Here is a 26,388-nt window from a genome sequence, read left to right as displayed (position 1 = left end):
AGGTTGTGCCTGCCGCCCCAGACAGGGGCGGTGCCGACCCCTCGGAGGACCCGCATGTCGCAGGAGACGACCTACCTCGAACTGTCCGAAACGGACGGTGCAGCACACAAGTTCTACGAGGTGGTGGTCGACGATGCCACGCTGACCGTGCGCTACGGCCGGATCGGCGACCAGGGGCAGGTCAAGACCTCCGGCTACCCGGACAACGCGCGGGCGCGGGCCGCCGCCGCGAAGAAGATCGGCGAGAAGGTCCGCAAGGGGTACGCCCCGGCGGTGCCGGGCGTCCGCCAGAAGCGCGCGGTGTCCCGGCGGCAGATCGTCAGCACCCGCTCGACCGCCCGCACCGCACCGGTGCTGTGGCGCTACGACTCCGGCGCTCCCGCGTTCGGCATCTTCATCGACGGTCGCACCTGCATGGTCGGCAACGAGCGGGGCGTCATCACCACGCTCGACCACGACGCCCGGGTGCTGGACCAGGTCCGCCTGCCAGACGGGGTGAAGTGCATCGTCGCCGACGACGCCTGGATCTACGCCGGCTGCGACGACGGCAGCGTCTACGACCTCTCCGGCAAGATCCCCCGGGTGGCGTACACGATCGCGCCCGACATCGACATCTACTGGCTGGACATCCACGACGGCGTGCTGGGTGTCTCCGACGCCGACGGCGGGATCGCCGCCGTCGACCACGAGGACGAGTTCCTCTGGCGTCGGGGCGGGCGCGGCAGTTCGGCCTGGATGGTGCGCTGCGACAGCGACGCCGTCTACCACGGCGACTCGACCGGGGTCAGCGGCTACGACTGGCGGACCGGGCAGGAGCTGTGGCACACCCGCACCGGCTCGGTGCTGTTCGGCTGGCAGGAACGCGACGCGGTGTTCGCCGGCACCGCGACCCGCGAGGTGGTCCGCATTGGCAAGGACGGCGGGTACGCCCGCACCTACCGCGCCGACGCGCCGGTCTTCTCCTGCGCCACCGCCTCCGACGGCCGGTACGTCTTCGCCGGTGACAGCCAGTCCTCGATCTACTGCTTCGCCGAGGACGGCACCCGGTTGTGGAAGCTCGGCACCGGCTGCGGCTCGGCGTACTCCATGCAATACCACGACCAGCGCCTCTACGTGGTCACCACCAGCGGCCACCTGGCCTGCATCGACGCCAGCGAGCCGGCGATCCGGGCGGCCGAGGCGGGCAGCGTGCCGGACGTGGTCGACGTGAAGGCACCGGCCCGGATGCCCGAGCCTGCCGCGGTCACGCAGGTCGAGGTGGTCGCCGACTCCGGTGACGGGGTGATCGTCGAGTGCGTCGAGCAGGGCGGTCGGCTGCGGGTGCACGTGCTCTCCGCCGGCTACCACCGGAACTGGTCGGTGCAGTTCCCCAAGGGCATCCGCCAGCCCGGCGCCCGCTACCTGGTCACCGACGTCCGCGAGTCCGGCCGGGGCGGCTTCTACCGCGCCTACGGCGACATCCGCCGCCTCCGCTGACCCCGGCCCTGCCCCGACCGGCTCCGACCGGCTCCGGCAGGACAGGCCACAGCCTCGCCCGCCGGCCGGTCGGGGCAGTGGGTCGCCCGACCGGTGGGCAGCGCCGGATCGCGAGCCGAGAGCGGTTGTAGTGGGCGTCGCCGCCCGGTGGGTGGGCAGCGCCGGGTCGCGGGCCGAAAGTGGTTGTGGTGGCGCTCGCCGTCCGGTGACCATGGGCCGGTGACGGGCGCGCTGCGGATCCCTGACGAGTTGACCTGGTTACGCGCCATGCCGGGCGGCGCGCAGTGGCTGGCCGGGCTGCCGGACCTGCTGGCCGCCTGCGCCCGGCACTGGTCGCTGCGGGTCGGGCCGCCCTTCGGGTACGGCATGACCTCACTGGTGGTGCCGGCCGACCTGCCCGACGGCACCCGGGCGGTGCTGAAGATGCAGTTCCCCGACCCGGAGAGCGAACACGAGGCGGCCGCGCTGCACCACTGGAACGGCGACGGCGCCGCCCGGCTGCTCGCCCACGACCCCGACCGGCGGGCGTTGCTGATCGAGCGCTGCGACCCCGGCACGCCGTTGCGCGTACTCCCGCTGGACGATGCGCTGGACGCGGTGGTGGCGCTGCTCCCCCGCCTCTGGCAGCCGACCGACGGGCCGTTCCTGTCGTTGGCCGAGGCGGTGGCGGGCTGGACGGTCGCGCTACCGGCCGCCTGGGAACGGGCCGGGCGACCGTACGAGCGGCGATTGGTGGACCTCGCCCTCGACCTGCTCTCCGGGCTGGCCGGTAGTCAGGGCGAACAGGTGCTGGTCAACCAGGACCTGCACGCCGCCAACGTGCTGCGGGCCACCCGCGAGCCGTGGCTGGCGATCGACCCGAAGCCGCTCGTCGGTGAGCGGGAGTTCTCGGCGGTGCCGATGGTGCGCGGCACCGAGCTGGGCCACTCCCCCGCAGCGGTGCGCCGCCGACTCGACCGGCTCAGCGCCGAGCTGGGCCTGGACCGGGACCGGGTACGCGACTGGACGATCGGCCACACGATGGCCTGGAGCATCGCCGGCGACACGGTCTTCGCCGAACACATCGAGATCGTTCGCTGGCTCCTCGACTAGCGGTCGGCCGGAGGCGACCGGTGGGAACCCGCGTCGAGAAAATTGTCGGCGAGGTCGTGAACGCGCAGCGATCCAGATCCGTCGCCACAGGTGTCGCCACGCCGAAAGGGATTGGCCTACCTGTGACTCGCGACCTCATCCTCAAGAAGCTCAAACTGGAGCGGATGCCGCGCCGGTTCGTGGCGTTCGTCCTGGCCGCGCTCGCGGTCCTCTCCGCCGTCGCCGCCGTCGGTTTCGGCGTCGCCTCTGCCCGCGACGACGTGCTGGTCGGCGACGCGGTCACCGACAAGCAGATGACCGTGCTCATCGCTGCCGCCGGGTCCTGCCCGACGCTGACTCCGGCGAGACTCGCCGGACAACTGATGGCCGAATCGGGCCTGGACGACCGGGCGGCGCGGACCGTCTCCGGCGGTCAGGGCATCGCCGGCCTCGAAGACGACAAGTGGCAGGCGTGGAAGCCGTGGCCGGACGCTCGACGCTCCGACATGTCCGCGAACATCCTGGCGCTCGCCCACCAGATGTGCGACCTCACCGGCCATCTCCGGCTGGCGGGTGCCGCCGGTGACCAGTGGCGTCTCGCGGTGGCCGCCTTCCACGTCGGGCTGAACTCCGTCGCCCAGGTTCGCGGGGTGCCCGACGCGGCCACGACCTACGTCGACCAGGTCAGCGCCTACGCCGGGTACTACGGCAAGCTGCGGCAGTTCGGCGGTCCGGGTGAGACGGCCCAGACGGCACCGGCCGCCGAGGCGAAGGGGGTTCCCGCCGAGTACGTGCAGCACATCGTCCGGGCGGGTTCGCTCTGCCAGGAGGTGACCCCACCACTGGTCGCCGCCCACATCATGGCGCAGTCCGGGTTCGACGCGAACCGGCTCGGTGCGACCGGTCAACGCGGTGTCGCGCAGTTCCGGTCCGACATGTGGCAGTCGTACGGGCCTAAGGGTCGTTCGGTGTGGGAGCCGGAGGTCGCCGTCCCCACCATGGGCTACGCCCTGTGCAGCCTGGTCCGTGAGCTGTCCGGCCTGAAGGGGGACCCCCTTCAGTTGGCGCTCGCTGCGTACCGCAACGGCACCACGGCGGTGCGGCAGAACGGTGGCACCATCGACCGGCAGACCGAAACGTTTCTGCGGTCGGTGAAGACTTTCACCGACGTGTACGCGCTCGACAGCCGGCTGACGGCGAACCTGCCGACCAGCCCCTCCCCCTCACCCACCCCGTCGGCGTCCGGGTCCCCGAGCCCGAGCCCGAGTCCGGACGCCAGCCCCTCCGGCAGCCCGAGCCCGAGCAGCCCCAGTACTGCGGGGGCGAACGCGGGCGCACCGCCGCCGCCGGCTCCCGACCCGAAGCCGACGCGCCCGGCCGACGCGGTGCAGATCCTCCACGTGCAGACCAAGCGCTGCGTCAGTGCCGGCAGTGGGGGCGACGGTATGCAGCTCAAGCTGCGTACCTGCACCGAGGACCCGGCGCAGTGGTGGACCTTCCGCAGTGACGGCACCATCCGTGCCCGTGGTCTCTGCATGGACATCGCCTGGGGTGGTTCCGAGGACAACACGGTGGTGCAGGCGGCCACCTGTAGCGGCAACCCCGCTCAGCACTGGCAGATGAACTCCAAGGGCCGCATCGTGAGCAAGCTCAACGGCAAGGTCCTCGACACGATCATGGCCGACCCGGACAAGCCGCTCATCATCTTCACCGACAAGGGCTACGCCGACCAGAACTGGCGCAAGCAGTAGTAGCACCACCCCGGATCGGCGGGCGCGAGCACCGTCGCCGGATGTGAGGAAGGGTCCCCTGCTATACGCGAGGCGTTAGCAGGGGACCCTTCCTTCGCTCTGGCACGTCGAGCACCAGTACAGGTTGCGGGCGCCGAGGGTGCCCCGACTGACGGCGGTGCCGCAGACGTGGCAGGGCTGGGCGGCGCGGCGATAGACGTACACCTCGCCGCCGTGCCGGTCGACGCGGGCCGGACGGCCCATCGCCTCGGGCAGGTGCGCGGCGCGGACGGTGTCGATACGGCCGACGGCGACGGCGGGCGTCATCAGCTCGACCAGGTCGGCCCAGATGGCGTCCCAGGCGGGACGGGTCAGCTCCCGGCCGGGCAGCCTCGGCGGCAGCCCGGCACGGAACAGCACCTCCATCACGAAGATCAGACCGGTGCCGGCCACCACCGACTGGTCCAGCAGCAGCGAGGCCAGCGGCGTCGAGCTACGCCGGATCCGGTCGTACGCACGGTCCGGGTCAGCGTCAGCCCGCAGCGGATCGGGGCCGAGGCGGGCCCGCAGCGCCGCCACCTCGGGCGGGGCGAGCAGCTCACACGCGGTCGGCCCGCGCAGGTCGAGCCAGTGCCGGTCGCTGGCCAACCGCAACCGGATCTGACCCACCGGCTCCGGCGGCTCACCGTCACCGTCGGTCACCTTGCCATAGAGACCGAGGTGTACGTGCAGCGTCCGCTCACCGGCGTAGTGGTGCAGCAGGTGCTTGCCGTACGCCTCGGTGGCCTCCAGCACACTGCCGGAGATCAGCGCGGCACCCTCGGCGAACCGGCCCTGAGGGCTGGCGGCGAGCACCTTGTCCCCGGCGAACAGCTCGGCGTGCCGGGCCGCCAGGCGATGGATCGTATGTCCCTCTGGCACGACACCAAGCGTAGTCAGCCCGCCGTCGTGGTCAGTGTGAGCGGTGCCGCACCTGCCGCACGAAGGCCGTCCAGGCGTACGGCGCAACGGTGAGCACCGGGCCGCACGGGTCCTTGCTGTCGCGGACGGCCACCACGCCGGGCAGGTTGTCGGCCACCTCGACGCAGTTTCCTCCGCTCCCGCCGCTGCGGGTGCTCTTGCGCCAGACGGCCCCGGCCAGATCAGTCATGATGCTCCTCGATGATCATGTTGATCATTTTCTCTGATTCTGCCTCATCGGAGGCGAGGGACTCCAGGTCGTTCCAGACGTGCGCGAAGGCGGCCACCTCCGCCGGCCGGTCAAGATAGAGCGCGCCGGTGATGTTCTCCAGATAGACGGTGGTCGGCTCGGTCGAGGCCCGGCCGAGCCCCTGCGGGAAGCCCAGCACGACGAAGGTGCCGGTCTCGCTGGCCAGCGGCGGGCCGGCGGCCAGCGGCAGGACCCGCAGCGAGACGTTCGGCAGCGCGGCCACGTCGAGCAGGTGGCGGAGTTGCTCGACCATCGCCCGCCGGTCGGGGATGGTGCGGCGCAGCACCGCCTCGCTGAGCCCCCGCCCGCACCGCACCGGCACCGACCCGAGGTGTACGCCGACAGCCGCCCGCACCTGCTACTCATTGGTAGGGAGTACTCAGAAAACTCTGGTTCAATTGCGCCTCGGGCCGCCGGTAGGGCGGGCACCATCGGTGCGATGAGGACGGTGGGGCATGGCGGAACGAATGCGCTGCGCAGTGGTGATCGGCAACAGTGACGGGATCGGGCTGGCGTTCACCCGACGGCTGCTCGCCGACGGCTGGCGGGTCGCCGGAGTGTCCCGCCGCGACAACGGCATCAGTGTCCCCACGTACGCCCACCACACCGTCGACGTGACCGCACCGGACTATCCGGAGGTGCTGGCCAAGGCGATCGACGAGCTGGACGGGGTGGACCTCTGCGTGTACGCCGCCGGCATCGGTGAGCCCGTCGACCTGGCCGACCTGGACGCGCAGACCCGCACCCTGGAGGTCAACCTGATCGGGGCGGCCCGCACGGTCGCCACCGTCGTGCCGAGAATGGTGGCCGCCGGAGACGGGCACCTCATCGGGCTGTCCAGCATGGCCGACCGGATGGTCTCCGGCGACGCACCCGGGTACGCCGGGTCGAAGGCGGGACTGTCGTCGTACCTGATGGGACTCTCGGCGGCGCTGCGCGGTCAGGGCGTGAGCGTGACCACCGTGCGGTTCGGTTTCGTCGACACCAAGATGGCGAAGGGACCGGTCCGGCCGCTGATGATGACGGTGGACCGTGCGGTGGACGTCCTCGTCCGGTGCGTCCGCAACCGGCCCGTCCTGGTCTCCCGGCCCCGGCGGGCGGCCCTGCTCACCACCCTCCTGGCACCCCTCACCCGTCCCCGCCGCTGACCCTCGCTGCTGGACCCTCGCTGCCAGCCCTCGCTGCTGGGCCATCGCTGCTGAGCCATCGCAGCCGGGCCATCGCTGCCGGATCCGCCCTCGCTGCTGAGCCGGTCCTGCCTCGCTGCTGAGCCGGGTCCTGCACCGCCGCTGCCAGGTCCTTCCTCCCCGGTGAACCGAGCTTTCCAAGATCCAGTCGGCTCGATGCCGCACGGGTGTCGGGAAAGTGCGGGCTGGGTATCTCGGTGGCGTTGACGCGTGGCGGGCGAAGGACGGGGTCGGCGCCGGCCACGCATGACCTGGAGGTGAACCCATGAGATTTCCTTCGCTGTCCCGCCGGGAGGAGCCCGCACCGCCCCCGGCCCCCGGCGACGAGGCCGACCGCACCGGCACGGTAGCCACCGAGGCCCGTCCCGCCGCCGACGGACGCACCGACGACGGCACCACCTACCGGGGCGCGGCGGCTTCCACCGCCACGACCACCGAACCGGACCGCACCGCCGCCGAACGCGACGCCGACGGCGGCCGCATCACTGCCGAGCGCGCCGCCGGCCGATACCGCGCCGCCGCCGAGCGCGCCACCAACCGGCTCCGCGCCGCCACCGGACGCTCCACCGACCGGGACCACACGGCCGCCACGAGCGCCGCCGCAGAGGACCGCGCCGACCGGGATCGCACCGTCGGTGCCGTAGCCGCAGATCGCACCGCTGCCGACGCGGACCACGCCGCCACCGCTCGCACGACCGACCGAGACCGCACGACCGACCGAGACCGCACGGCTTCCGCGCGCGCCGTCGACCGGGACAACGCCGCCGGTGCGGCCACCACCACCGAAGCCGGTACCGGTCGGACGACCGACGCTCCCGCCGCCGAGCGGGCCGCCGTGGCGCGCGCCGCCACCGCCCGTTCCGGCGTCGACGGCTCCCGCCGCGCCCGCAGCACCGCCCCGGTCACGGCCTCCGCCCCGGTCACGGCCTCCGCCCCGGTCACGGCCTCCGCCCCGGTCACCGACACCGACCCGGACGTGCGTACCGACCAGCCCCCGACCACCACCGGCCGGGACGCTGTGCGCGACCACGACACCGTGCGCGACCGTGGCACTGTGGGCAGCCGGGACACGACGGCCGACCGGGACACCGTTCCCGCTCCCGACGCTCCGCCCGCACCCGCCGGTCCGCGCCCCCGAGCCAGCCTGCTGGCCACCCTGGGCCTGATCGTCGGCGTCGGCGGCATCCTCTTCGTTCTCACCGGAACCCTCGCCGGATACGGCATCGCGGTCGGCGCGATCGGCGCGGTCCTCGCCGTGCTGGGCCTGATCGCCACCCGGCGGCGGCACATCGCGGGCAAGGCCGACGCGCTGTTCGGCATCGCCATCGGCCTCGGCGCGGTGGTCCTCGGCATCCTGGCGATGACCGGCCAGTACGACTGGCCGAGCACCGACGGTGACACCGTAGCCCGTTTCCGTGAGTGGCTTGACTCACAGTTTGTCGACCGTATCTAGGGGGCACATTTCGGTCCGCCGGTGGTTCACCGGCGCCCGGCCGGCGAGTTACCGGCCGTAGCCCGACCAATTCTGGTGGTTCACCAGCCGGGCGCACACACCCTCGTCAGGGGCGGCGGTTCGCCGCCCCTGACGCGTGTCCGGGGCACCTCGCACAGTCCTCTCCTGCCCAGGGCCGATGCGGCGGTGTGAGTAAGGACGCCGGGTCACCTCTGCCTGGCAATCTTGGACAGTTTCCGTTAGCTGCTAACGGAAACTGTCCAAGATCTGCGCTGAGCTGACGGGACGGTGGGCGTTGTGAGGTTCGCTGGGGCGTCCGGTCGCTCGGACGGATGCCACTCCGGCCGATTCCACCCGACCAACCGCGCCCCAAGCCGCCAGCAACCCCGACCGCTGACGCCTCGACCGCTGACGACCCGAGCGCCGACGCCCCCGAACGGCAAAGCCCCGACTTGACGGGGCCGACACTGCCCCAGACACCGACAACGTCTGACCGCACCCAGGCCGCCGACATTGCCCCAGTCGCCGGCAACGCCCGACACCGCAAGCACCCACGACGCCGACAGCACCCCGGACACTGACAGCAGCCCGGACACCGACAGCACTCCGGACACCGCGAGCACCGATAGTGCCCAGGGAGCAGGGCAGCGTCCGGGGGCGGCTGCCGCAAACCGACGCCACCGCTGCGGAAGTCACCGGCCGCGCGGCGAGACGACCACTCACGGTGAGCGAGGCGAGGGACCCTCACACAGGCCGTCGACGCGTGGACGCAACGATCTACCGTTAGCAAGACCTGAGACGCAACGATCAGTCACCCTGCGCAAGGCTCGGCGGTGGATTATGCGGCTGGCGGGCGCATAACGTTGAGCAACGGCGCCAGCCCGTGGGCCGACGGTGGCCAGGGCGCGCCCGAGCCTGGGAGCAGGACAATGACGATGGACGCCACCAGCCAGCGCTTCCTGATGTGCCGGCCGACGTACTTCGCCGTCGATTATGCGATCAACCCGTGGATGGACCCGACCGCTCCGGTCGACACCGACCGCGCGGTGCGGCAGTGGGAGCGGCTGCGGCAGGTGTACCGCGACCTGGGTCACGTCGTCGAGGAGATCGACCCGCTGCCGGGCCTGCCCGACATGGTCTTCGCCGCCAACGGGGGCACCGTGATCGGTGACCGGGCGATGGCCGTGCAGTTCCGCGACCCGCAGCGCGCCGACGAGGCGCCCGCGTACCGGTCCTGGTTCGAGGCCGCCGGGTTCGACGTGTACGACCCGAAGCACGTCAACGAGGGCGAGGGGGACGTGCTGCTCGCCGGGGACGTACTGCTCGCCGGCACCGGCTTCCGGACCGCGCACGCCTCGCACGCGCAGTTGCAGGAGGTGTTCGGCTACCCGGTGGTCACCATGCAGCTCGTCGACCCGCGCTTCTATCACCTGGACACCGCGCTCACCGTGCTCGACGAGCGGACCGTGGCGTACCTGCCGGAGGCGTTCTCCCCCGGCAGCCAGGCGGTGTTGCGCCGGCTGTTCCCGGACGCGGTGCACGCCAGCATTGCCGACGCCGAGGTGCTCGGCCTGAACGCGGTCAGCGACGGTCGGCACGTGGTGCTGCCGGAGCAGGCCACCGGCCTGGCCGCGACGTTGCGGGACCGGGGCTATCAGACCATCGGTGTCGATCTGTCCGAGCTGCGTAAGGCCGGCGGTGGCCCGAAGTGCTGCACGTTGCGACTCGGAAAGGCAAGCCAGTGATCGAGGACATGCTGCGGACTCCGGCCGCGGTGCGGGACGCCGAGCGTCACACCGCGCACAACTACCACCCGCTGCCGGTGGTGATCTCCTCCGCCGAGGGCGCCTGGGTCACCGACGTGGACGGTCGGCGGTATCTCGACTGTCTCGCCGGCTACTCGGCGCTGAACTTCGGCCACCGGCACCCGACGCTGATCGCCGCCGCGCACGCCCAGCTCGACCGGTTGACGCTGACCAGCCGGGCGTTCGTGCACGACCAGTTCGCCGACTTCTGTCGGGAGCTCGCGGCGCTGTGTGGCAAGGATCTCGTGCTGCCGATGAACACCGGCGCCGAGGCGGTGGAGACCGGCATCAAGGTCGCCCGCAAGTGGGGCTACCAGGTCAAGGGCGTACCGGACGGGCAGGCCACCATCGTGGTCGCGGACGGCAACTTCCACGGCCGGACCACCACCATCGTCAGCTTCTCCACCGACGAGGACGCGCGGGCCGACTTCGGGCCGTACACGCCGGGCTTCCGGATCGTCCCCTACGGCGACCTGGCCGCGCTGGCCGAGGCGGTCGACGAGCACACCGTCGCGGTGCTGCTGGAGCCGATCCAGGGCGAGCAGGGTGTGGTGGTGCCGCCGGAGGGCTACCTGGCCGGCGTTCGGCGGCTCTGCGACGAGCGCAGCATGCTCTTCATCGCCGACGAGATCCAGTCCGGCCTGGGCCGGACCGGGGCCACCTTCGCCTGCGAGCAGGAGGGCGTGGTGCCGGACGTGTACCTGCTGGGCAAGGCGCTCGGCGGCGGCATCGTGCCGGTCTCCGCGGTGGCCGCCGACGCGGCCGTGCTCGGAGTGCTCAAGCCCGGCCAGCACGGTTCCACGTTCGGCGGCAATCCGCTGGCCTGCGCGGTGGCCACCGAGGTGGTCCGGCTGCTCGCCACCGGGGAGTTCCAGCGGCGCTCGGCCGAGCTGGGCGAGCGGCTGCACGCCGGGCTGCGGGACCTTGTCGGCAAGGGCCTGGTCGCGGTACGCGGCCGGGGCCTGTGGGTCGGGCTGGACATCGATCCGGCGCTGATGAGCGGTCGGGAGGCCTGCGAGCGGCTGATGGAGCGCGGCGTGCTGGCCAAGGACACGCACGGCTCGACCATCCGCCTCGCCCCGCCGCTGGTGATCACCGAGGAGGAGATCGACCACGCGGTGGCCCAGTTGGCGGCCGTACTGGGCGGCTGACACCCGCACGCCGGGTGACAGGCCGAGACCCGCACGACGCGGTGACCGACCCGACGCGGTGACCGACCCGACGCGGTGACGGCGGGACGGGGCGTACCCGCAGGGCGGGCGTCGGGACCACGGTCCCGGCGCCCGCCGTCGTCTGCGTCAGCGGGGCAGGCGCATCGCCATGGTCGGCGCCTCCGACATCACCGAGTCCGGGTTGTACGGCGCACCCGACGGCAACTCGCTCGGCCGACCGATCTGCACTCCCGGGTACAGCTCGACCATGTCCCCGCTCCCGAGGACGCGGGACTGCTGCGGCGCCAGCGGCAGGCGGTCCGACTCGGCCATCGAGCCGCCCGGCCGGATGCCGGAGCCGTTGGTGCTCACGTCGGTCGCGACGATGTCGCCGCCGCGCAGCTCCAGTCGCAGGTGGCTACGGCTGATCCAGCGGCGGGCCTCGTCGTTGAGCCACTGGCCCAGCATGATCGCGTTGGCGCTCTCCGGGGCGCGGCCGATCGCGACCGGCTGTTCCTCGGTCAGCACGAAGCGACGCCGGATCAGGCCGCCGACGCGTACCGCGAGGACCTCGCTGCGCGGCCGGGGGCCGTCGTCGCGCAGCCGCGTGCCGTGCCGGGGACAGGTGGGTACGCCCCCGCGCAGCGACGGTGGTGGCTGGCCGGTCGGCGCGCGGTCGATCCGGGCCAGGTCGGCGAAGGCACCCCCGCCGCCGGCACCGCCGAAGAGGGTGCAGCCCGACTCGGAGCAGCGCCACTGCCGGGCGAGCAACTGGACACCGGCCGGTGACGGCGGCCCGGTGAGCGGGGTGTGGCCGCCACCGACGTGGGCGATGAAGACCGGCCCACCGGCACCGGGCACCGGGGCGAGCGCCCGGCCGGGCTGATCGACCAGCCAGGGGAACCGCCCGCGCAGGCCGTCGAACCGGACCCGGCTGAGCACCGGCAGGCCGAGCAAATCGGCCACCTCCAGCATCCGGTCACCCGGGTTGTCCAGCACCTCGACCAGACCGTCGTCGGCCCAGCGACGGACCACCATCCGCTCGTTGGAGGTCAGGTCGGCGTCGGAGAGCACCCCCCGGTGCACCACCGCGTAGACCGGAACGGTGTCCTCCTCGAGGCTGCGCGCCAGCGCGTCGATCACCATGCCGAGGCGCAGCGTGCTGGCCGGTCGGCCGCCGTCCAGGTCCTGGTAGCGGATGACCTCGGCGAGGTCGATCACCGCGCGGACGAGCTGCGGGTCGGTGCAGACCCGCCCCTCGATCGCGTCCAGGACCTTGCTGATCTCGAACCTCATCGGGCCGCCCCCACGATCTCGTCGATCCGCCGAGCCAAATCCACGTCGCGCAGGGTGACGCCGCCGGCCGAATGGGTGACACAGCGGAACGTCAACGTCCGCCATCGGATGTCGATGTCCGGGTGATGGTCCAGCTCCTCCGCCACCACGGCGACCCGGTCGACGACCGTGACGGCGGCCGGGAAGCTGGCCAGCTCCACCGTGCGGGTGATCCCGGCGGGGTCTCCCGACCAGTCCGCCAACCCACCCAGCTCGTTTCGCACCGCCTCGGCGGTGAGCACGTCAGCCATGGCAAGGACCCTACCCGTGCCGTCCGACGGCGGCGCGACCAGCGGCTGCGCCATCGATCAGCTCATCCGGCCCATGGCGTCACGGAGACGACCCAGGTCGCGACGGCGGCGTTCGTAGGTGGCCGCGAGCCCGATCAGCGCCAACCCGGCGACGGCCAGGAAGACCCACCGGGGCAGCAGGTCCCAGCTGCGTCCCGCCTCGTGCAGGGCGAGCCGGGCGAGGGTCAACCCACCGAGCACCACCGGCGCCTGCCAGCGGCGGACCGCCCCGAGCAGGGTGACGGCCAGCGCGGCGACACCGAGCAGCAGACGGCGCCACGGCTGGTCGTCGGCGTCGACCAGCAGGGCGGCCAGGCTGGGCAGCAGCAGGGCGACCAGGCCCGGGCCGAGGGCGAGCCAACTCCGCAACCTCGGCCGGGTACGCATCGCCACCGCACCGAACACGAGCGCCAGCACCGCCGCCGGCACCGTGTACGCCTCCACCACCGTCACCTCGCCGGAGCGCAGCAGCAGCCAGACGGCGAACAGTTCGCTGCCACCGGCCACGGCGGCGAAGACCCACCGTCGTCCGGTCGACTCGCCCCGGCGCAGCAGCCGCACACCGACCGCGACTCCCCAGAGCACGCAGATCGTCGCGGCGTGCCGGCCGGCGCCGATGGTGAGCAGCACCGCGACCAGCGCGACCGCCTGCGCGGTGACGTCCAGCACCGATCGGACCGCCGACAGGGCGGCGGCCAGCGCGAGGACCAGCACCGCGACACCGAGCACCGCGAACCCCGCCACCCGCAGCGGCAGCCCGGCGGCCAGCGGGGCGGTGATCGCGAGGCCGGTCGCCGACGCGACCGCGACCAGCCAGCCGACCAGGCGCACCGCGACGGCCCGGGCGGCCATCCCGACCACCGTCGCCGCCACCACCAGCAGGCCGAGACCGGCAAGCGTGCCGGCCCGGACCGCCTGGAGGTTGAGCAGGCCGGCGCCGGTCAGCACCAGACCGACGGGCAGACCGGCACCGAGGAACGCGCCCGACCGGCCGCGCAGCGCGGTGACCACCAACAGGGCCACGCCGCCCAGCAGCGCCGTCGCCGGCACCAGCGGCCAGGGCGCGGCGGCGGCCACCAGCAACACCTGCCCGGCGGCGGCCACGAACGGCAGCAGCACCGCGACCAGCCGGCCCCGACCGGCGCGGTCCGCCGGCCAGGTGGCCAGCGCCGCCGCCACGGCCAGCACGGTCAGCGCCACGCCGACCGGCAACGCGCCCGGGGCGGCCACCGTCGACGGCACGCCGGACCACGGCACGGGCGGCGGACCGTACGGGGTGACCAGCGCGACCACCGTCACCGGGATCGCCGCCAGCACCGCCACCACGGCCAGCACCACCCCGGCCACCAGCGCCGGAATCGGCGGGCGGGAGCGGACCACGGAGACCGCGAGCAGCAACGCCGCGACCGCCGCGTACACCGTCAGGCGCTCGTCGGCCGGGACCGTCAGCGGCGCGAGGCCGGTCAGCACGGCCGCCACGGCGAGGCCCGCCGAGGCGTACGGGTGCAGGTCCGGCCAGAGTCGACGGACGAGAAGCAGCGCGACCACCGGCAGCACGAGAGCGGCCAGGGCCGCCCGCGCCTGCCACCACGGCGACGCGCCGGCACCGATCAGCGCGATCGCCGCGCCGGCCGGCACCACCAGCACCGCCAGGGCGGCACCGACCCCGCCGACGATCCGCTGCACCGCACCCCCGCGCCGACCCAGTAGGGCCGCACCGACGCCAACGAGCACGATCACCGCGCAGGCCGCGCCGGCTCCGGCCGGTGCGGCCAGCCCCACCAGCAGACCGTGCCCGAGCAACGCGACACCGGTCAGTGCCGCAGCGGCCGACACCGGGCCCCGCATCGCTGGCCGGACCACCGCGGCGAGCACCAGCGCCGCCCCCACCGGCAGGTCGAGCAGGACCAGCGCCGGCCACGGCGCGGCCCAGGCGAGCGGTACGGCCAGCGCGGCCAGGCCGACGCCGACCGCCGCGACCGCCGGACGGGCCGCCCGGGGCAGCAGCCACCCCACCGCCACCGCGACCAGGGCGACCGCCACAGTGAGCTGCCAGCCCCCGTCGAAGGTCTCTCCCGACGCGGCCCCCCGCCACGCCGGCACCGACCTGCCCACCGCGATCAGGGCCATCACCAGGGTCGTCAGCGTGACCAGCAACCCGACCCCGCCGACCACCAGCATCGTGCCCGCCCGAGGACCGGGCCGCCAGGACACCGGCAGCAGCCGCACCGCACCGACCAGCACCACCGCGACCAGACCCGCCGCCAGCAGCCACACCGACGGTTGCACCTCGGAGGCGGGCCGGAGCACCGCGGCGGCCAGTGCCGGCACCAGGAACGCGCCGGCCAGCGCCCGCGCGGTCGACCCACCGGTCAGCAGCGCCGCCCCGAGCAGGGTGAGCGCCACCAGCAGCATCGGCCCGCCGGCCAGCACCGTGCTGCCGCCGGCCTCGCCGACCAGCAGCGACGCCAGGGCACACCCGGCGGCGAGCAGCAGCGCCACGGCGTACCCGATCCAGGCCGCCATCTCACCGGCGAACCGCAGCCCCGGAGTCGTCGTGGCCCCCTCGCCCGCGACGACCCTCCGACGCCGCAGTGCGACGATCACGGCCAGGTCCATCAGTGCCACCCCGACGCCGGCCACCGCCCACCCGGCCGGTCCCGGCCGGGCCTCGGCGGCCAGCAGCGGCACCACCGGCTGCGCGGTGAGCAGCGCCGCGAACCACGGCACGGTCAGCCGGCTGGCCAGGGCGTACCCGGCGGCCACCCCGGTCGCGACCAGCGCGACCAGTCCCGCGTACCGGCTGCTCGGCCAGCCGGAGACACCGAACAGGTCCACCGTCCAGGCGGCGTACCCGTCGAGCACCACCAGCAGCAGGCCGACGGCGGCGAACGTCTCGGCGGTGCTGTACAGCCGACGCCAGCGGGCGACGAACGGCACGGTGAGCATCAGCGCGGTGATCGCCAGCAGGATCAACGCCCGGCCGGGCACCCCGACCGACGCCCAGGCGACGGCGGTGAACACCGTCGCCGCGGTGCCGAGCAGCAGGCCACCGAGGATGAAGAGCAGGTTCTGCACCGTCTTGGTGGAGGTCTCCGCCCCGCCCGGCCCGGTGGCGTTCGCGGCCGGCAGCGCCGGAACCGGCGTCCACCCGGCCCCGGGCACCGGCCCGCCGGGCACCTGTCCCGGCGGGATCGGGCCGCCGGGGACCGCGCCAGCAGGAATCGGCCCGCTGGGGATCGGAGCCCGGGGTGCGATCCACGGAGCCGACGCGGTCGGGGCCGCCGCACCGACCGGTACGCTCGGCCGACCCACCGCCGGATCCGCCGGGAACTCGGCGCGTACGGCGGCGGCCAGCTCGGCCCGACGCCGACGGACCGCCGACAGCCGGCCGGTCAACCCCTCGAACGCCTGACGGGCCCGTTGCACCTCGCCGCCGAGCACCACGATCTCCCGGTCGAGCCGGATCACCTCGGCGGCGGCGGCGTGCGGCGGGCGACCGCAACCGGTGCAGCCGGAGCTGAGAGTCGCCGGTGCGCCGCAGGCCGGGCAGGGGTAGCCGTTGTCCACGAGGTCATCCTTTACGGGCGACCCCTACCTGCACCAGAGTGCGCGTACTCAGGCTCGGGTGTGCTCGAACACCCAGGTCGCGTACGCCGGGTCGCCGCAGTCCACCCGGCTGACCAGGATCTCCGGCACCTCGTACGGATGGCTGGTGCGGATCTGCTCCACCAGCGCGTCGACCCGGTCCGTCGCGGTCTTGAACTGCACCGACCACTCGGTGCTCGTCTCCACCCCGGAACGCCACCAGTAGGTGCTCTCCACCTGGCCGCCCACCTGGGCACAGGCCGCCAGCCGACCGGCCACCGCGGCGGCGGCCAGCAGATCGGCGACCGACCGCGCGTCCACCACCGTCGTCACCACGCTGATCTGGTCCATCCCGGAACCCTACGCGGCGTCGTCGCGATTGGCCGCGATCCACTCGTCTATCCGACTCCACCAGTCGTACAGCCAGTCGATGCGTTCCTGCCGGCCGGCCGGGATCTCCTCCGGCGGCACCGACCAGAACCGCATCACCAGCCGCTTGTCCATCGGCAGCTCGCGCCACACGTCCGCGACGGTGAGCATCCGGTCCAGCCCGGTGTGCGCCACGAAGATCACACCGGCGTCCGGGGCCGCCTCCAGCGCCGCCAGCAGTCCGCCGGGCTGCGGGGCGAGCACGTGCCGCATCGCCTCGGCCTTGGCCGCCATCCGCTCGTGGCCACGGTCCCGCAGCCGGGCGATGGCCCGTAGTCGCCGCTTCGGGGTGAAGTTGCCGCCCTCGGGAAAGATCACGAAGGCGTCGTCGTCGTCCAGGTCGACGGCGAGGTGCCCGATCTGCTCGGTGAGCGAGCCCCGGCCCTCGCGCCCGGGCGCGATGAACCGGCTCGGCAGCCGGTTGAGCAGCACGTCGATCGCCGGGTCCCACTGGAGGGTGTCCTTGAGGACGATGCGCGGCTCCCGCTGGAACCAGTTCACCAACGCGTGGATCAGGATGAACGAGTCACCCGGACCGGCGTGCCGGCAGACCACCAGCTCGGGGCGACCGGGCAGCGCGGTGTCCGGGTCGGTGCCGACCACGTCGATGGTCAGTCGCAGCGTCCACTTCGCCTGCCAGAACAGCACCCGCAGGAACCAGCCCGCCAGCACGTAGTGGGCGCGCTGGAAGGCCGGGGAGCCGACCCGCCAGCCGAAACCGGAGGCCACCCAGAGACCGAAGAGGCAGAGCAGCGCCGCCGCGTCCCAGACGAGGTAGCAGAAGCCGATCCAGAGCACCCGCAGCGGACGCAGCCGCCCCGGCACGAAGGGAGACACGGCCAGAGCCAGCAGGGCCCACACCGGCACGGTGGTCACCAGCAGGAACACCAGCAGCACCACGCCCGGTGCCAGCAGCAGGCGGCGAACCCACCGGTGCGGTAGCGGCATCAACGCTCCAGATTCGCCAGGTAGTGCCGGGAGGCCGAGTAGGCGCGGCTGATCCGCCGCCCCACCGCCGCCATGTCCCGGTACGCCCATGGGGTGTCGTCGCGCGGTTCTAGTCCACCGGTCGGCAACACGTGCACCTCCACCCCGTCGGGCAGGGCGGCCATCTCCCGGGCGAACCGGTGCCGACGGGCGATCTCGAAGGCCACCTGGGCGATCTCCCAGGGCCGCCGGGGCGGTGCCAGCGCCCGTTCGATCCGTCCCACCTGGAGGACGAAGATGCGGCCCGCGCCGGCCACCACCGCCTCGCCGATCGGGATCGAGTTGACAATGCCCCCGTCGACGTAGTGCTGGTCGCCGATCCGGGCCGGCGGCAGCAGCCCCGGCACCGACGCGGAGGCGAGGACGGCGGGCACCACCGCCCCGCTGACGAACCAGTGCTCGGCGGCCCGCTCGATGTTGGCGGCGCAGCAGCGGAACGGGACCTGGAGGTCGGCGAAGGTGGTCTCCGCGCCCAGCTCGCTCTCCAGCAGCTTGCGCAGTGGCCGGGGCGAGTGCAGGTGGGTACGCGCCGCGAAGCGCCGCAGTTGCCGGGCCACCGAGTCGCCGTACACCTCGCTGGCCTCGGGGGACGCCCAGAGGCGTACCAGTCGGTCGGTCACCGCCTCGGTCGGGTCGGCGGCCACGAGTGCGCCGTTGACCGCCCCGATGGAGGTGCCGAGGACCATGTCCGGACGGATCCCGGCGCGGAACAGGGCACGCAGCATGCCCACCTCGACCGCGCCGAGGACGCCACCGCCCCCGAGCACGAACGCCACCGGTCCCCGAGCCATGCCGTTCATCCTGGCACGTCCGTGCCGTACGCCGTTCACCCCGGCACGGCCGGCACCCCTGCTACGCACCGTGTCCGATCCGGTACGGGCAGCCCGATCGACCGTTGACAGGGCGGCAACATTCGCGCAACCTGATACCGCTCCCACCTATGAGGGCAGGTGCGATCCGTGAAGCCAGCACTGCAGCCCGGCCGGTTGCTGGCCACCCGTTACCGGCTGATCGACCAGATCGGTGCCGGTGGCATGTCGGTGATCTGGCGGGCCCACGACGAGGTGCTCGACCGCGTGGTCGCGCTCAAGGTGCTCGCCCCGTCACTGGCGGCGGACGCCCGGTTCCGCGACATGGTGCGCGAGGAGGCCCGGGCCGCCGCCGCGCTGGTGCACCCGCACGTGACGTCGGTGCACGACTACGGCGAGACCGTGTCGCCGGACGGCACCATCACGTCGTTCGTGGTGATGGAACTGCTCACCGGCGAGGAGCTGGAGTTCCGCCTCACCGAAGGGCCGCTGCCGTGGCCCGAGGCGGTGGAGATCGGCGCGCAGGTCGCCGACGCGCTCGCCGCCGCGCACCGGCTCGGCATCGTGCACCGGGACGTCACCACCGCCAACGTGATGATGACGCACGTCGGCGCGAAGGTGCTGGACTTCGGCATCGCCACCCGCATCGGCGCCCCCGACGACGACGAGGACGGCGCCACCTTCGGCACCCCGGCCTACGTGGCCCCGGAACGACTCGACGGCGCGCCGACCCAACCCGCCACCGACGTCTACTCGCTCGGCGTGCTGCTCCACGAGATGCTGACCGGTCGGGTGCCGTACCCGGCGGACACCTGGGACGAGCTCAGCCTCGCGCTGGCCGAGGGGGCACCGCCCACCCTGGACGGTGTGCCGGGGCTGCCCCCGATGGTGGCCCAGGTCTGCCTGCGCTGTCTGTCCCGCGAACCGGCCGACCGGCCCACCGCCCGCCAGGTGGCCACCGTGCTGCGCGACCAGATGCTCCCGGCCGACCCACAGGCCACCACCATGCTCGCCCCCACCGTCACGCTTCCCGCGCTGACCCAGGCCCGGGCCACCGCCTCCGTCGTCGGTCCGGCCCACCACACCATCGCCGGGCCGGTCGTTCCCGGCAGCGGCGGAGCGGCCGGGGCCCCGACGACGGCCACGGCGGCCGGGGAACACGCACCGGGCGGCCACCAGCCGGGAACGCGGTCCCCCGGCGACGACGCCCCGACGGAACGTCGACGACGGCTGCTGCGGCCGGCGCTCCTGGTGCCGGCAGCGATCCTGGTGCTCGGAGCGGCGCTGCTGGTCCCGGCGCTGCTGCCGGAGGGCGACGAGCCGCCCGCCGCGCTGCCCACCCCACAGCCGAGCGCGTCGGCCGGGCCGACCGTGCCGGACGACACCCCCAGCGAGCAACCACCCGTGGCACCGCCGATCACCTCGGCCGCACCGCCTCCAACCAGTGCCGCGCCCACCCGACCGAGCCAGCCGGACACCCTGGTCGAGGCCGCGAACCGGCTCGACCGGGTGATCGGCGCCGGTCTCGCCGACGGCGGCATCCGCGACGACGTCGCCCTCGACCTGCGCAACGAACTGCGCAACCTCACCCGGGCCGTGGCCGAGGGCAACGGCGAACTGGGGCCCGAGGTGGCCCGGCTCCGCGAGAAGGTGGCCACCCGGCTCCGCGAGGAGGGACTGAGTCCGGCGTACGCCCGGCAACTCGACGCGGCGATCACCGCGCTCGGTGCCGCGCAGGTCTAGTTGCGCGCGGGTCCAGGCCGCGCGGGTCTAGGACGGGGTGACCCGGGCCGGCTCGCGCATCGCGGTGCGCGGCGTGGCCGCCGCCAGGAACCGGCGGTACACCTCTTCGTAGCCGGCTGCCATCCGCTCCACCGAGAAGGTCTGTGCCACGTGCGCCACGCAGTCCGCCGGGTCCAGCCGAGGCGCCTCGCGCAGCGCCGCCGGCAACTCCTCCGGACGCTCGCAGATCAACCCGGTCACCCCGGGCCGGACCAGCTCCGGCACCGCGCCCCGGCGCAACGCCACCACCGGCGTGCCGGTGGCCATCGCCTCCAGCATCACGATGCCGAAGGGCTCCTCCCACTGGATCGGCATGATCAGGCAGGACGCCTCGACCAGCAGCCGCAACGCGGCCTCCCGGTCGGCGTCGCGCACCACCGTGACGTCCGGGCCGAGTAGCGGCCGGACCACCTCGTCGAAGTAGCGCTGCTCGGCCGGCTCGCTGCACTTACCGGCCAGCACCAGCGGCAGGCCGGCCTCCCGGCAGGCGCGGATGGCCAGGTCCGGTCCCTTGTCCGGGCTGAACCGGGCGAGCCACAGCACCGGCCCGTCACCGGGTGACGTCTTTCGCGGGAACCCGCCGACCTCCATCGCGTTGTGCACCGTGCCGACCCAGGGCAGTCGCGGGTTCAGCCGCCGCTGGGCGTGGGAGATGGCGACCAGGCCGACGCCCTGGTCGGTGTCGCTGAGCACGGTGCCGTACTCGCCCACCGGGTTGCCGTGCACGGTCGCCACGGTGGGCACCGCGCGACGCCCGGCGACCAGCGGACCGATCGTGGTGTGGTCGTGCACGACGTCGAAGTCGGCCGCGCTGACCAGATGGTTCACCCGGGCCAGGTGGGCCAGTTCGGGCAGCGACTCGCCGAGCCGGTCGTACTGCAACTCGTCGAGGGTGGCGAGGAAGTCGCCCGCGGTGCCGTTCTCCGCGCCCGCGCCCATCAGGGTCACCGCATGCCCCCGGTCGACCAGGGCGTCCACCAGGCCCGCCACCACCTGCTCCAACCCGCCGTACCCGGGCGGAGGCACGGACAGCCAGGGTGGCACCACCATCGCGATCCGTAGTCGGCGTTCCCAGGGAACCTTGTCGGCCACGAGCCCTCCCCGTCCGTCTCCGCTGGCCCCGGTCCCCGGTACGGCGGGCGGGGATCGAAGCGGTTTCCCGGTGCCGCCGCCGGCAAACGGGACACCACATCGCGGCTCAGCCGCCCACGAGCAGTTCGTCGCGTACCACCGACACACCCTCGGTCGACCAGGCCATCCGTTCCGCCTGATCGCGTTCCCACCAGGACCGCACCACCCCGGTCAGGGTCACTGTGTCGCCGCTGACCTGCACGGTCACCCGTTCCGTGCCGATACCGCGCAGCAGGGCACGTTGCACGTCGCGGCGTACCCGGTCGGAGTCGGGCGGGGTGGCGGCCCGCACCTCGACCAGGTTGGTCAGCCCGCGTACGCCCCGCAGCCGGCGCAACTCCCGCTCGGCGGTACGCCGTTGCCACCCGAACTCCACCTCGCCGCGCAGCATCAGCCAGCCGGCGGCGACGGTCACGTCCAGCCGTTCGGCCGGCACGAAGCTGTTCCACTCCAACGCCCGGGCGGCCGCGATCGCCAGTTCGCCGTCGGTGATCCCGTCCGGCCCAGCGGGGCGCACCTCGATCTCGCCGGCGACGGCACGTACGCCGCGTACCCGTCGGGCCGCACCGACCGCGGCCCACCGGTGGGCCGCGCCGTCCACCGCACCGGTCAGCGTCACCACCCCGTCGTGCACGGTCACCCCGAGGTCGGTCCCGCGTACCTGTGGGTCCCAGTCGAGTTCGTCGAGTACGTCCCGTTGGACCCGGTCGTCGGTCCGGGCCGCCGCTGCCGTGGTCATGGCTCCCCCCATCCGCCTGACCTGCTTCCGCATCGCCGAGACTGCCCGCGCACCGGGTGAGCAGGGGTCACCCGATGCGGGTGAACCGTCCCGAGCCGCAAAAGAGGGGCGGCGGGTGCCGCGACCAACCCCCTTGGCCGCGCCACCCGCCGCCCCGGAGGGAGGAAGCAGGTCCTTGCGTCAGGACGCCTCGGCGAGCGTCACGGTTGCCGTCGCCTCGGTGCCGTTGCGTACGTAGGTCACCTCGACCTGGTCACCGACCTTGCCGGCCTGCACGGCCGCGACCAGGTCGGTGGAGTCGTTGATCGGCTTGTCGCCGAACCGGATGATCACGTCGCCCTGTTGCAGACCGGCGCGCTCGGCGGCACCGCCCGGCAGCAGGGAACCGACCATCGCGCCGCCGTCGGGCGAAGCGTTCACGCTCACCCCGAGCGACGGGTGGCTGATCTTCTCGCCGCGTCGCAGCTTGTCCGTGACGTCCTTGGCCTTGTTGCTGGGGATCGCGAAGCCCACGCCGATGTTGCCGCTGGAGCCCTGCCCGGCGGTGGCGATGGCGGTGTTGATGCCGATCACCTCGCCCCGGGTGTTGACCAGCGCGCCGCCGGAGTTACCGGGGTTGATCGGCGCATCGGTCTGCAACAGCCCGGAGATCGAGCTGGCCGACTGGCCGGGCTGGCCGCTGCCGGCCTGGATGGTGCGGTCCCGGGCGCTGAGGATGCCGGCCGTCACCGAGCCCTGGAGGCCGAGCGGGCTGCCCAGCGCGAGCACCGTGTCGCCGACCTGCATGGCGTCGCTGTCGCCGAACTTGGCGGCCTGGAGGTCGGTGACCCCGTTCGCCTTCAGCACCGCCAGGTCGGTCTTCGGGTCGGTGCCGACGATCTCGGCCCGCGCCGTGGTGCCGTTGGCGAAGATCACCCGAACGTTGTCGCCCCCGTTGGCGATCACGTGGTTGTTGGTCAGGACGAACCCGTCCGCGCTGAGCACCACGCCGGAACCCTCACCGCTGCCGGTGCTGATCGACACCACGCTGTCCTGCACGGACGCGGCGATCCGCGGCAGGTCGGCACCGTCGATCACCGGCGCGGCGGAGAAGGTACGGGTCACGCCCCCGCCGCCGTTGAGCGCCAGCGCGAGCGTCCCACCGGCCACCCCGCTGCCGAGCATCAACGCGAACACCGCCACACCGGCACCGATGAACTTGGCGACCCGGCCCGGCTTGGATCCCCGGGGCGGGGTCGGTCCCCACGGCGCGGGTTGGCCCGGGTAGCCGCCGGGCGTTCCCGGCTGACCCGGCTGACCCGGGTAGCCCGGGTGCCCGGAGGAGCCGCTCTGGGTGCCGCCGCTCCAGCTCGACTGGTTCGGATACCAGGACGCGCCGGAGTATCCGGCACCGGACTGGCCGTAGCCGGGCTGACTGCCGTACCCGGACTGGCTGCCGTAGCCCGACTGGCCGGACTGACCGGACTGGCCGCCGTAACCCGACTGGCCCGACTGGCCGGACTGACTGCCGTATCCGGACTGGCCGCCGTATCCGGACTGGCCGCCGTAACCGGACTGCGCGGCGTAGCCGGACGGGGTGCCGTAGCCGGGCTGGTGCGGTTGCCCGCTCGACGGCGACCAGGTGGGTCGACCGGAGGCCGGCGGAGCCGAGCCGGCGGTGGGCAGGCCGGTCATCGTGGGCTCGTTGTCCTGCCCACCGGTGCCCGGCGCGTCAACCGCCCGGACCGGGACGGTCGGCGCCTCGGCGGTCCGGTCGGCACCGCCGCCGGACGCCGGGAGGGAGGGGGAGTCGGTCCGCGCGTACTCGGCGCGGGACAGCTCGGGATGCGACGGCTCGGCGTCGGTCGGTGCCGGCCGGCGCGGGTCGGACTCGTACTCGCTCATGCCTCTACCTTTACCCATCGCACTGCGATCCGCCTTAGCCGGGCCTGAGCGTTCGCTGAAAATCATTCATCGTCGATGTCCGTGGCGGGGGCCAGCGGCAGCCGGACCCGGAAGGTGGCGCCCCCGCCCGGCGTGTCGGTCACCTCCACGCTGCCCTGGTGCACCGACACCAGAGCAGCGACGATGGCCAGCCCGAGACCGGTGCCGGTGTACGTTCCGGTACGCCGGGTCCGCGAGGCGTCCGCTCGGTAGAAGCGTTCGAAGACCCGTTCCGCCTGCTCGCCGGTGAGTCCCGGCCCGGTGTCGGAGACCTCGATCACCGCAAGGTCGCCCGGCTCGGCACGCAGGCGCAGCGTCACCGACGCCTCCGGCGGGGTGTGCCGCACGGCGTTCGTCATCAGGTTGCCGATCACCTGCCGCAGCCGGGCGTCGTCGCCGCGCACCACGAGCGGCCCGGAACCCGGCTCGATCTCCAGCTCGATCCGCCGGTCCGGCGCGGTCGCCCGGGCCGCCTCCAACGCGTCCGTGGCCAGCACTGGCAGCTCGACCGGGGCGAGCGACAACGGCCGCTCCTGGTCCAGCCGGGCCAGCAGCAGCAGGTCCTCCACCAGCAGGCCCATCCGGGACGCCTCGTCCTCGATCCGGCGCAGCAGGTCCGAGGTCTGCTCGGGAGCGCGGGCCGCACCCTGCCGGTACAGCTCGGCGAAGCCCCGGATCGTGGTCAGCGGGGTCCGCAGCTCGTGCGAGGCGTCCGCGACGAACTGCCGCATCCGCTCCTCCGACCGGCGGGACCGCGCCTCGGAGGCACGGGCCGCCTCCGCCGCCTCCCGCGCGGCGGACTCGGCGGAACGGGCCGCGAACTCGGACGCCGCACGGGCGGTGAAGGCCATCTCGATCTGGCTGAGCATCGCGTTCAACGCGCGGGACAGCCGCCCCAGCTCCGAGGTGGGACAGGGTTGCCCGTACTCGGGGTCGGGCACCCGGCGGCTGAGGTCGCCACCGGCGATCGCGGCGGCGGTACGTTCGATCTCCACCAACGGTTTGAGGCTGGTCCGGACGATGGCCGCGCCGATCGAGGCGAGCAGGATCAGCACCGCCCCACCGACCAGCAGGTCGATCAGGATCAGCCGCTTGACCGCCATCTCGACGTCGGTGAGGTGCTGCCCGATCACCGCCCACTGCCCGTTCGGCAGCTCGGTGTAGAGCATCCGCCAGCGCACCTCGCTGCCCCGGGCACGGGTGGTGAAGGGCTCTCCGGCCAGCCGCTCGAACCCGGCGGCGTCGTTGGGCCAGGCCGGTACGTCGGCGGAGTCGAACCGCCGGGTGTCGAACCCCACCCCCTCCACGAGGCCGGTGTTGCGGTTGGTGAAGACCACCAGGTAGTCGGTCGGGATGCCGACCGTGCCCTGCTGCGCGATGACGGCGGTCTCGATGGTGAGGGCGGCACCTCGCAGCTCGGCGTCCACCTGGTCCACCAGATAGCTGCGGAGGAAGATCGTGGTCAGCGAGGCGATCACCAACAGCGCGGCGGCGACCAGCGCGAGTACGGCCGCGACGAGCTTGACCCGCAGCGATACCGAGCGGAGTCGGGTCTTGCCCTGCTGTACCGGGTTCACGCCGCCGGCTTGCGGAGCACGTACCCGACCCCCCGCAGGGTGTGGATGAGCCGGGGCTCGGTGGTGTCGACCTTGCGGCGCAGGTAGGAGATGTAGGACTCGACGATGTTGTCGTCGCCCCGGAAGTCGTAGTTCCAGACGTGGTCGAGGATCTGCGCCTTGGACAGCACCCGGTTGGCGTTGAGCATCAGGTAGCGCAGCAGCTTGAACTCGGTCGGCGAGAGCTGGACCCGCTGACCGGCCCTGTACACCTCGTGGGTCTCCTCGTCCAGCTCCAGGTCGGCGAAGGTGAGGCGGGCGGGCGCCTGCTCGCCGGTGCTGGTGCGGCGCAGCACCGCCCGGATCCGGGCGGTCAGCTCCTCCAGGCTGAACGGCTTGGTGACGTAGTCGTCGCCGCCGAGGGTCAGTCCCCGGATCTTGTCGTCGGTGGCGTCCCGGGCGGTGAGGAAGACCACCGGCGTACGGGTGCCGCCCTCGCGCATCATCCGGATCACCTCGAAGCCGTCCAGGTCCGGCAGCATCACGTCGAGCACCACGAGGTCGGGCCGGTGGTCCCGGGCCGCGCTGAGCGCCGCGCTGCCACTGGTGGCGGTGGCCACGTCGAAACCCGCGAACCGCAGGCTCGCGGAGAGCAGTTCGAGGATGTTGGGATCGTCCTCGACGACGAGTAGTCGGGCCTCGGTCTGGGTAGCCGCCATGCCGCCCATCATCCGTG

22 protein-coding genes are annotated in these 26,388 nt (G+C 73.2%); 8 read left to right on the top strand and 14 right to left on the bottom strand.

Features of this window, described 5'->3' with window-relative positions; translation table 11 throughout:
* Window positions 1-54: 54 nt before the first annotated feature.
* The 3 genes from ACIBO1_RS12060 (at window position 55) to ACIBO1_RS12050 (ending at window position 4,298) form a co-directional block, all read left to right on the top strand.
* Window positions 55-1,476, top strand: coding sequence for a WGR domain-containing protein (locus tag ACIBO1_RS12060; protein ID WP_396744513.1), 1,422 nt, complete (start codon window positions 55-57; stop codon window positions 1,474-1,476).
* Between the two features lie 219 nt (window positions 1,477-1,695).
* Window positions 1,696-2,568 carry an aminoglycoside phosphotransferase family protein gene (locus tag ACIBO1_RS12055; RefSeq protein ID WP_396744510.1) on the top strand — a complete coding sequence of 291 codons (873 nt, stop codon included), beginning with the start codon at window positions 1,696-1,698 and terminating at the stop codon, window positions 2,566-2,568.
* 122 nt (window positions 2,569-2,690) lie between these two features.
* A complete protein-coding gene (locus tag ACIBO1_RS12050; protein WP_396744507.1) occupies window positions 2,691-4,298 on the top strand; it encodes a ricin-type beta-trefoil lectin domain protein in 1,608 nt (535 codons plus the stop codon).
* Between the two features lie 75 nt (window positions 4,299-4,373).
* On the opposite strand, the gene ACIBO1_RS12045 is transcribed toward ACIBO1_RS12050, so the two are convergent.
* The 3 genes from ACIBO1_RS12045 to ACIBO1_RS12035 are packed head-to-tail and all read right to left on the bottom strand — an operon-like array spanning window position 4,374 to window position 5,842.
* Complete coding sequence (locus tag ACIBO1_RS12045) at window positions 4,374-5,198, bottom strand: Fpg/Nei family DNA glycosylase (RefSeq protein WP_396744504.1); 825 nt, start codon at window positions 5,196-5,198, stop codon at window positions 4,374-4,376.
* 31 nt (window positions 5,199-5,229) lie between these two features.
* Complete coding sequence (locus ACIBO1_RS12040) at window positions 5,230-5,427, bottom strand: DUF397 domain-containing protein (RefSeq protein WP_396744501.1); 198 nt, start codon at window positions 5,425-5,427, stop codon at window positions 5,230-5,232.
* Window positions 5,420-5,842 carry a DUF5753 domain-containing protein gene (locus tag ACIBO1_RS12035; RefSeq protein ID WP_396744498.1) on the bottom strand — a complete coding sequence of 141 codons (423 nt, stop codon included), beginning with the start codon at window positions 5,840-5,842 and terminating at the stop codon, window positions 5,420-5,422. The genes ACIBO1_RS12040 and ACIBO1_RS12035 overlap by 8 nt, the downstream gene beginning before the upstream one ends.
* 100 nt (window positions 5,843-5,942) lie before the next feature.
* Here ACIBO1_RS12035 and ACIBO1_RS12030 point away from each other — a divergent pair, with 100 nt between their 5' ends.
* The 4 genes from ACIBO1_RS12030 to rocD all read left to right on the top strand — a co-directional run bounded on the left by ACIBO1_RS12030 (window position 5,943) and on the right by rocD (window position 11,083).
* On the top strand, window positions 5,943-6,635 hold the full coding sequence (locus tag ACIBO1_RS12030) for an SDR family NAD(P)-dependent oxidoreductase (RefSeq protein ID WP_396744495.1): 693 nt from the start codon (window positions 5,943-5,945) through the stop codon (window positions 6,633-6,635).
* 304 nt (window positions 6,636-6,939) lie between these two features.
* A complete protein-coding gene (locus ACIBO1_RS12025) occupies window positions 6,940-8,127 on the top strand; it encodes a thrombospondin (RefSeq protein WP_396744492.1) in 1,188 nt (395 codons plus the stop codon).
* A 935-nt stretch (window positions 8,128-9,062) separates the two neighbouring features.
* Window positions 9,063-9,872, top strand: a complete 810-nt coding sequence (ddaH, locus tag ACIBO1_RS12020) for a dimethylargininase (protein ID WP_396744813.1) — start codon at window positions 9,063-9,065, stop codon at window positions 9,870-9,872.
* Window positions 9,869-11,083 carry an ornithine--oxo-acid transaminase gene (gene rocD / locus ACIBO1_RS12015; protein ID WP_396744489.1) on the top strand — a complete coding sequence of 405 codons (1,215 nt, stop codon included), beginning with the start codon at window positions 9,869-9,871 and terminating at the stop codon, window positions 11,081-11,083. The genes ddaH and rocD overlap by 4 nt, the downstream gene beginning before the upstream one ends.
* Before the next feature lie 147 nt (window positions 11,084-11,230).
* On the opposite strand, the gene ACIBO1_RS12010 is transcribed toward rocD, so the two are convergent.
* The 6 genes from ACIBO1_RS12010 to ACIBO1_RS11985 are packed head-to-tail and all read right to left on the bottom strand — an operon-like array spanning window position 11,231 to window position 18,503.
* Window positions 11,231-12,379, bottom strand: a complete 1,149-nt coding sequence (locus ACIBO1_RS12010) for an FHA domain-containing protein (protein ID WP_396744486.1) — start codon at window positions 12,377-12,379, stop codon at window positions 11,231-11,233.
* On the bottom strand, window positions 12,376-12,669 hold the full coding sequence (locus ACIBO1_RS12005; RefSeq protein ID WP_396744483.1) for a 4a-hydroxytetrahydrobiopterin dehydratase: 294 nt from the start codon (window positions 12,667-12,669) through the stop codon (window positions 12,376-12,378). The genes ACIBO1_RS12010 and ACIBO1_RS12005 overlap by 4 nt, the downstream gene beginning before the upstream one ends.
* A gap of 57 nt (window positions 12,670-12,726) precedes the next feature.
* Entirely contained in the window at window positions 12,727-16,278 is a 3,552-nt protein-coding gene (locus ACIBO1_RS12000) for an SCO7613 C-terminal domain-containing membrane protein (RefSeq protein ID WP_396744480.1), read from the bottom strand.
* Between the two features lie 48 nt (window positions 16,279-16,326).
* The gene (gene cutA, locus ACIBO1_RS11995; RefSeq protein ID WP_396744477.1) at window positions 16,327-16,647 is read right to left on the bottom strand and encodes a divalent-cation tolerance protein CutA; all 321 of its coding nucleotides are present in this window, start codon (window positions 16,645-16,647) and stop codon (window positions 16,327-16,329) included.
* 9 nt (window positions 16,648-16,656) lie between these two features.
* Entirely contained in the window at window positions 16,657-17,673 is a 1,017-nt protein-coding gene (locus ACIBO1_RS11990) for a 1-acyl-sn-glycerol-3-phosphate acyltransferase (protein ID WP_396744474.1), read from the bottom strand.
* A complete protein-coding gene (locus tag ACIBO1_RS11985; RefSeq protein ID WP_131057051.1) occupies window positions 17,673-18,503 on the bottom strand; it encodes a patatin-like phospholipase family protein in 831 nt (276 codons plus the stop codon). The genes ACIBO1_RS11990 and ACIBO1_RS11985 overlap by 1 nt, the downstream gene beginning before the upstream one ends.
* 168 nt (window positions 18,504-18,671) lie before the next feature.
* Between ACIBO1_RS11985 and ACIBO1_RS11980 the strand changes: the two genes are divergently transcribed.
* Window positions 18,672-20,264 (top strand): protein kinase, encoded by a 1,593-nt coding sequence (locus ACIBO1_RS11980; RefSeq protein WP_396744470.1) that lies wholly within the window; start codon window positions 18,672-18,674, stop codon window positions 20,262-20,264.
* A gap of 27 nt (window positions 20,265-20,291) precedes the next feature.
* On the opposite strand, the gene ACIBO1_RS11975 is transcribed toward ACIBO1_RS11980, so the two are convergent.
* The 5 genes from ACIBO1_RS11975 to ACIBO1_RS11955 form a co-directional block, all read right to left on the bottom strand.
* Window positions 20,292-21,353: a glycosyltransferase family 4 protein gene (locus ACIBO1_RS11975; protein WP_396744810.1), complete on the bottom strand. Its 1,062-nt coding sequence runs from the start codon at window positions 21,351-21,353 to the stop codon at window positions 20,292-20,294.
* Between the two features lie 148 nt (window positions 21,354-21,501).
* Window positions 21,502-22,173, bottom strand: coding sequence for a BON domain-containing protein (locus ACIBO1_RS11970; protein ID WP_396744467.1), 672 nt, complete (start codon window positions 22,171-22,173; stop codon window positions 21,502-21,504).
* 180 nt (window positions 22,174-22,353) lie between these two features.
* Complete coding sequence (locus tag ACIBO1_RS11965; RefSeq protein WP_396744464.1) at window positions 22,354-24,057, bottom strand: trypsin-like peptidase domain-containing protein; 1,704 nt, start codon at window positions 24,055-24,057, stop codon at window positions 22,354-22,356.
* A gap of 62 nt (window positions 24,058-24,119) precedes the next feature.
* Window positions 24,120-25,673, bottom strand: coding sequence for an ATP-binding protein (locus ACIBO1_RS11960; RefSeq protein ID WP_396744461.1), 1,554 nt, complete (start codon window positions 25,671-25,673; stop codon window positions 24,120-24,122).
* Window positions 25,670-26,371 carry a response regulator transcription factor gene (locus ACIBO1_RS11955; RefSeq protein WP_137780828.1) on the bottom strand — a complete coding sequence of 234 codons (702 nt, stop codon included), beginning with the start codon at window positions 26,369-26,371 and terminating at the stop codon, window positions 25,670-25,672. The genes ACIBO1_RS11960 and ACIBO1_RS11955 overlap by 4 nt, the downstream gene beginning before the upstream one ends.
* Window positions 26,372-26,388: the final 17 nt, after the last annotated feature.

The sequence above is a fragment of the Micromonospora sp. NPDC049903 genome, from assembly GCF_044460945.1.
GTDB lineage: Bacteria > Actinomycetota > Actinomycetes > Mycobacteriales > Micromonosporaceae > Micromonospora.
The sequence above is the reverse complement of the archived record's forward strand: the minus strand, read 5'-3'. Positions and strand labels throughout refer to the sequence as shown.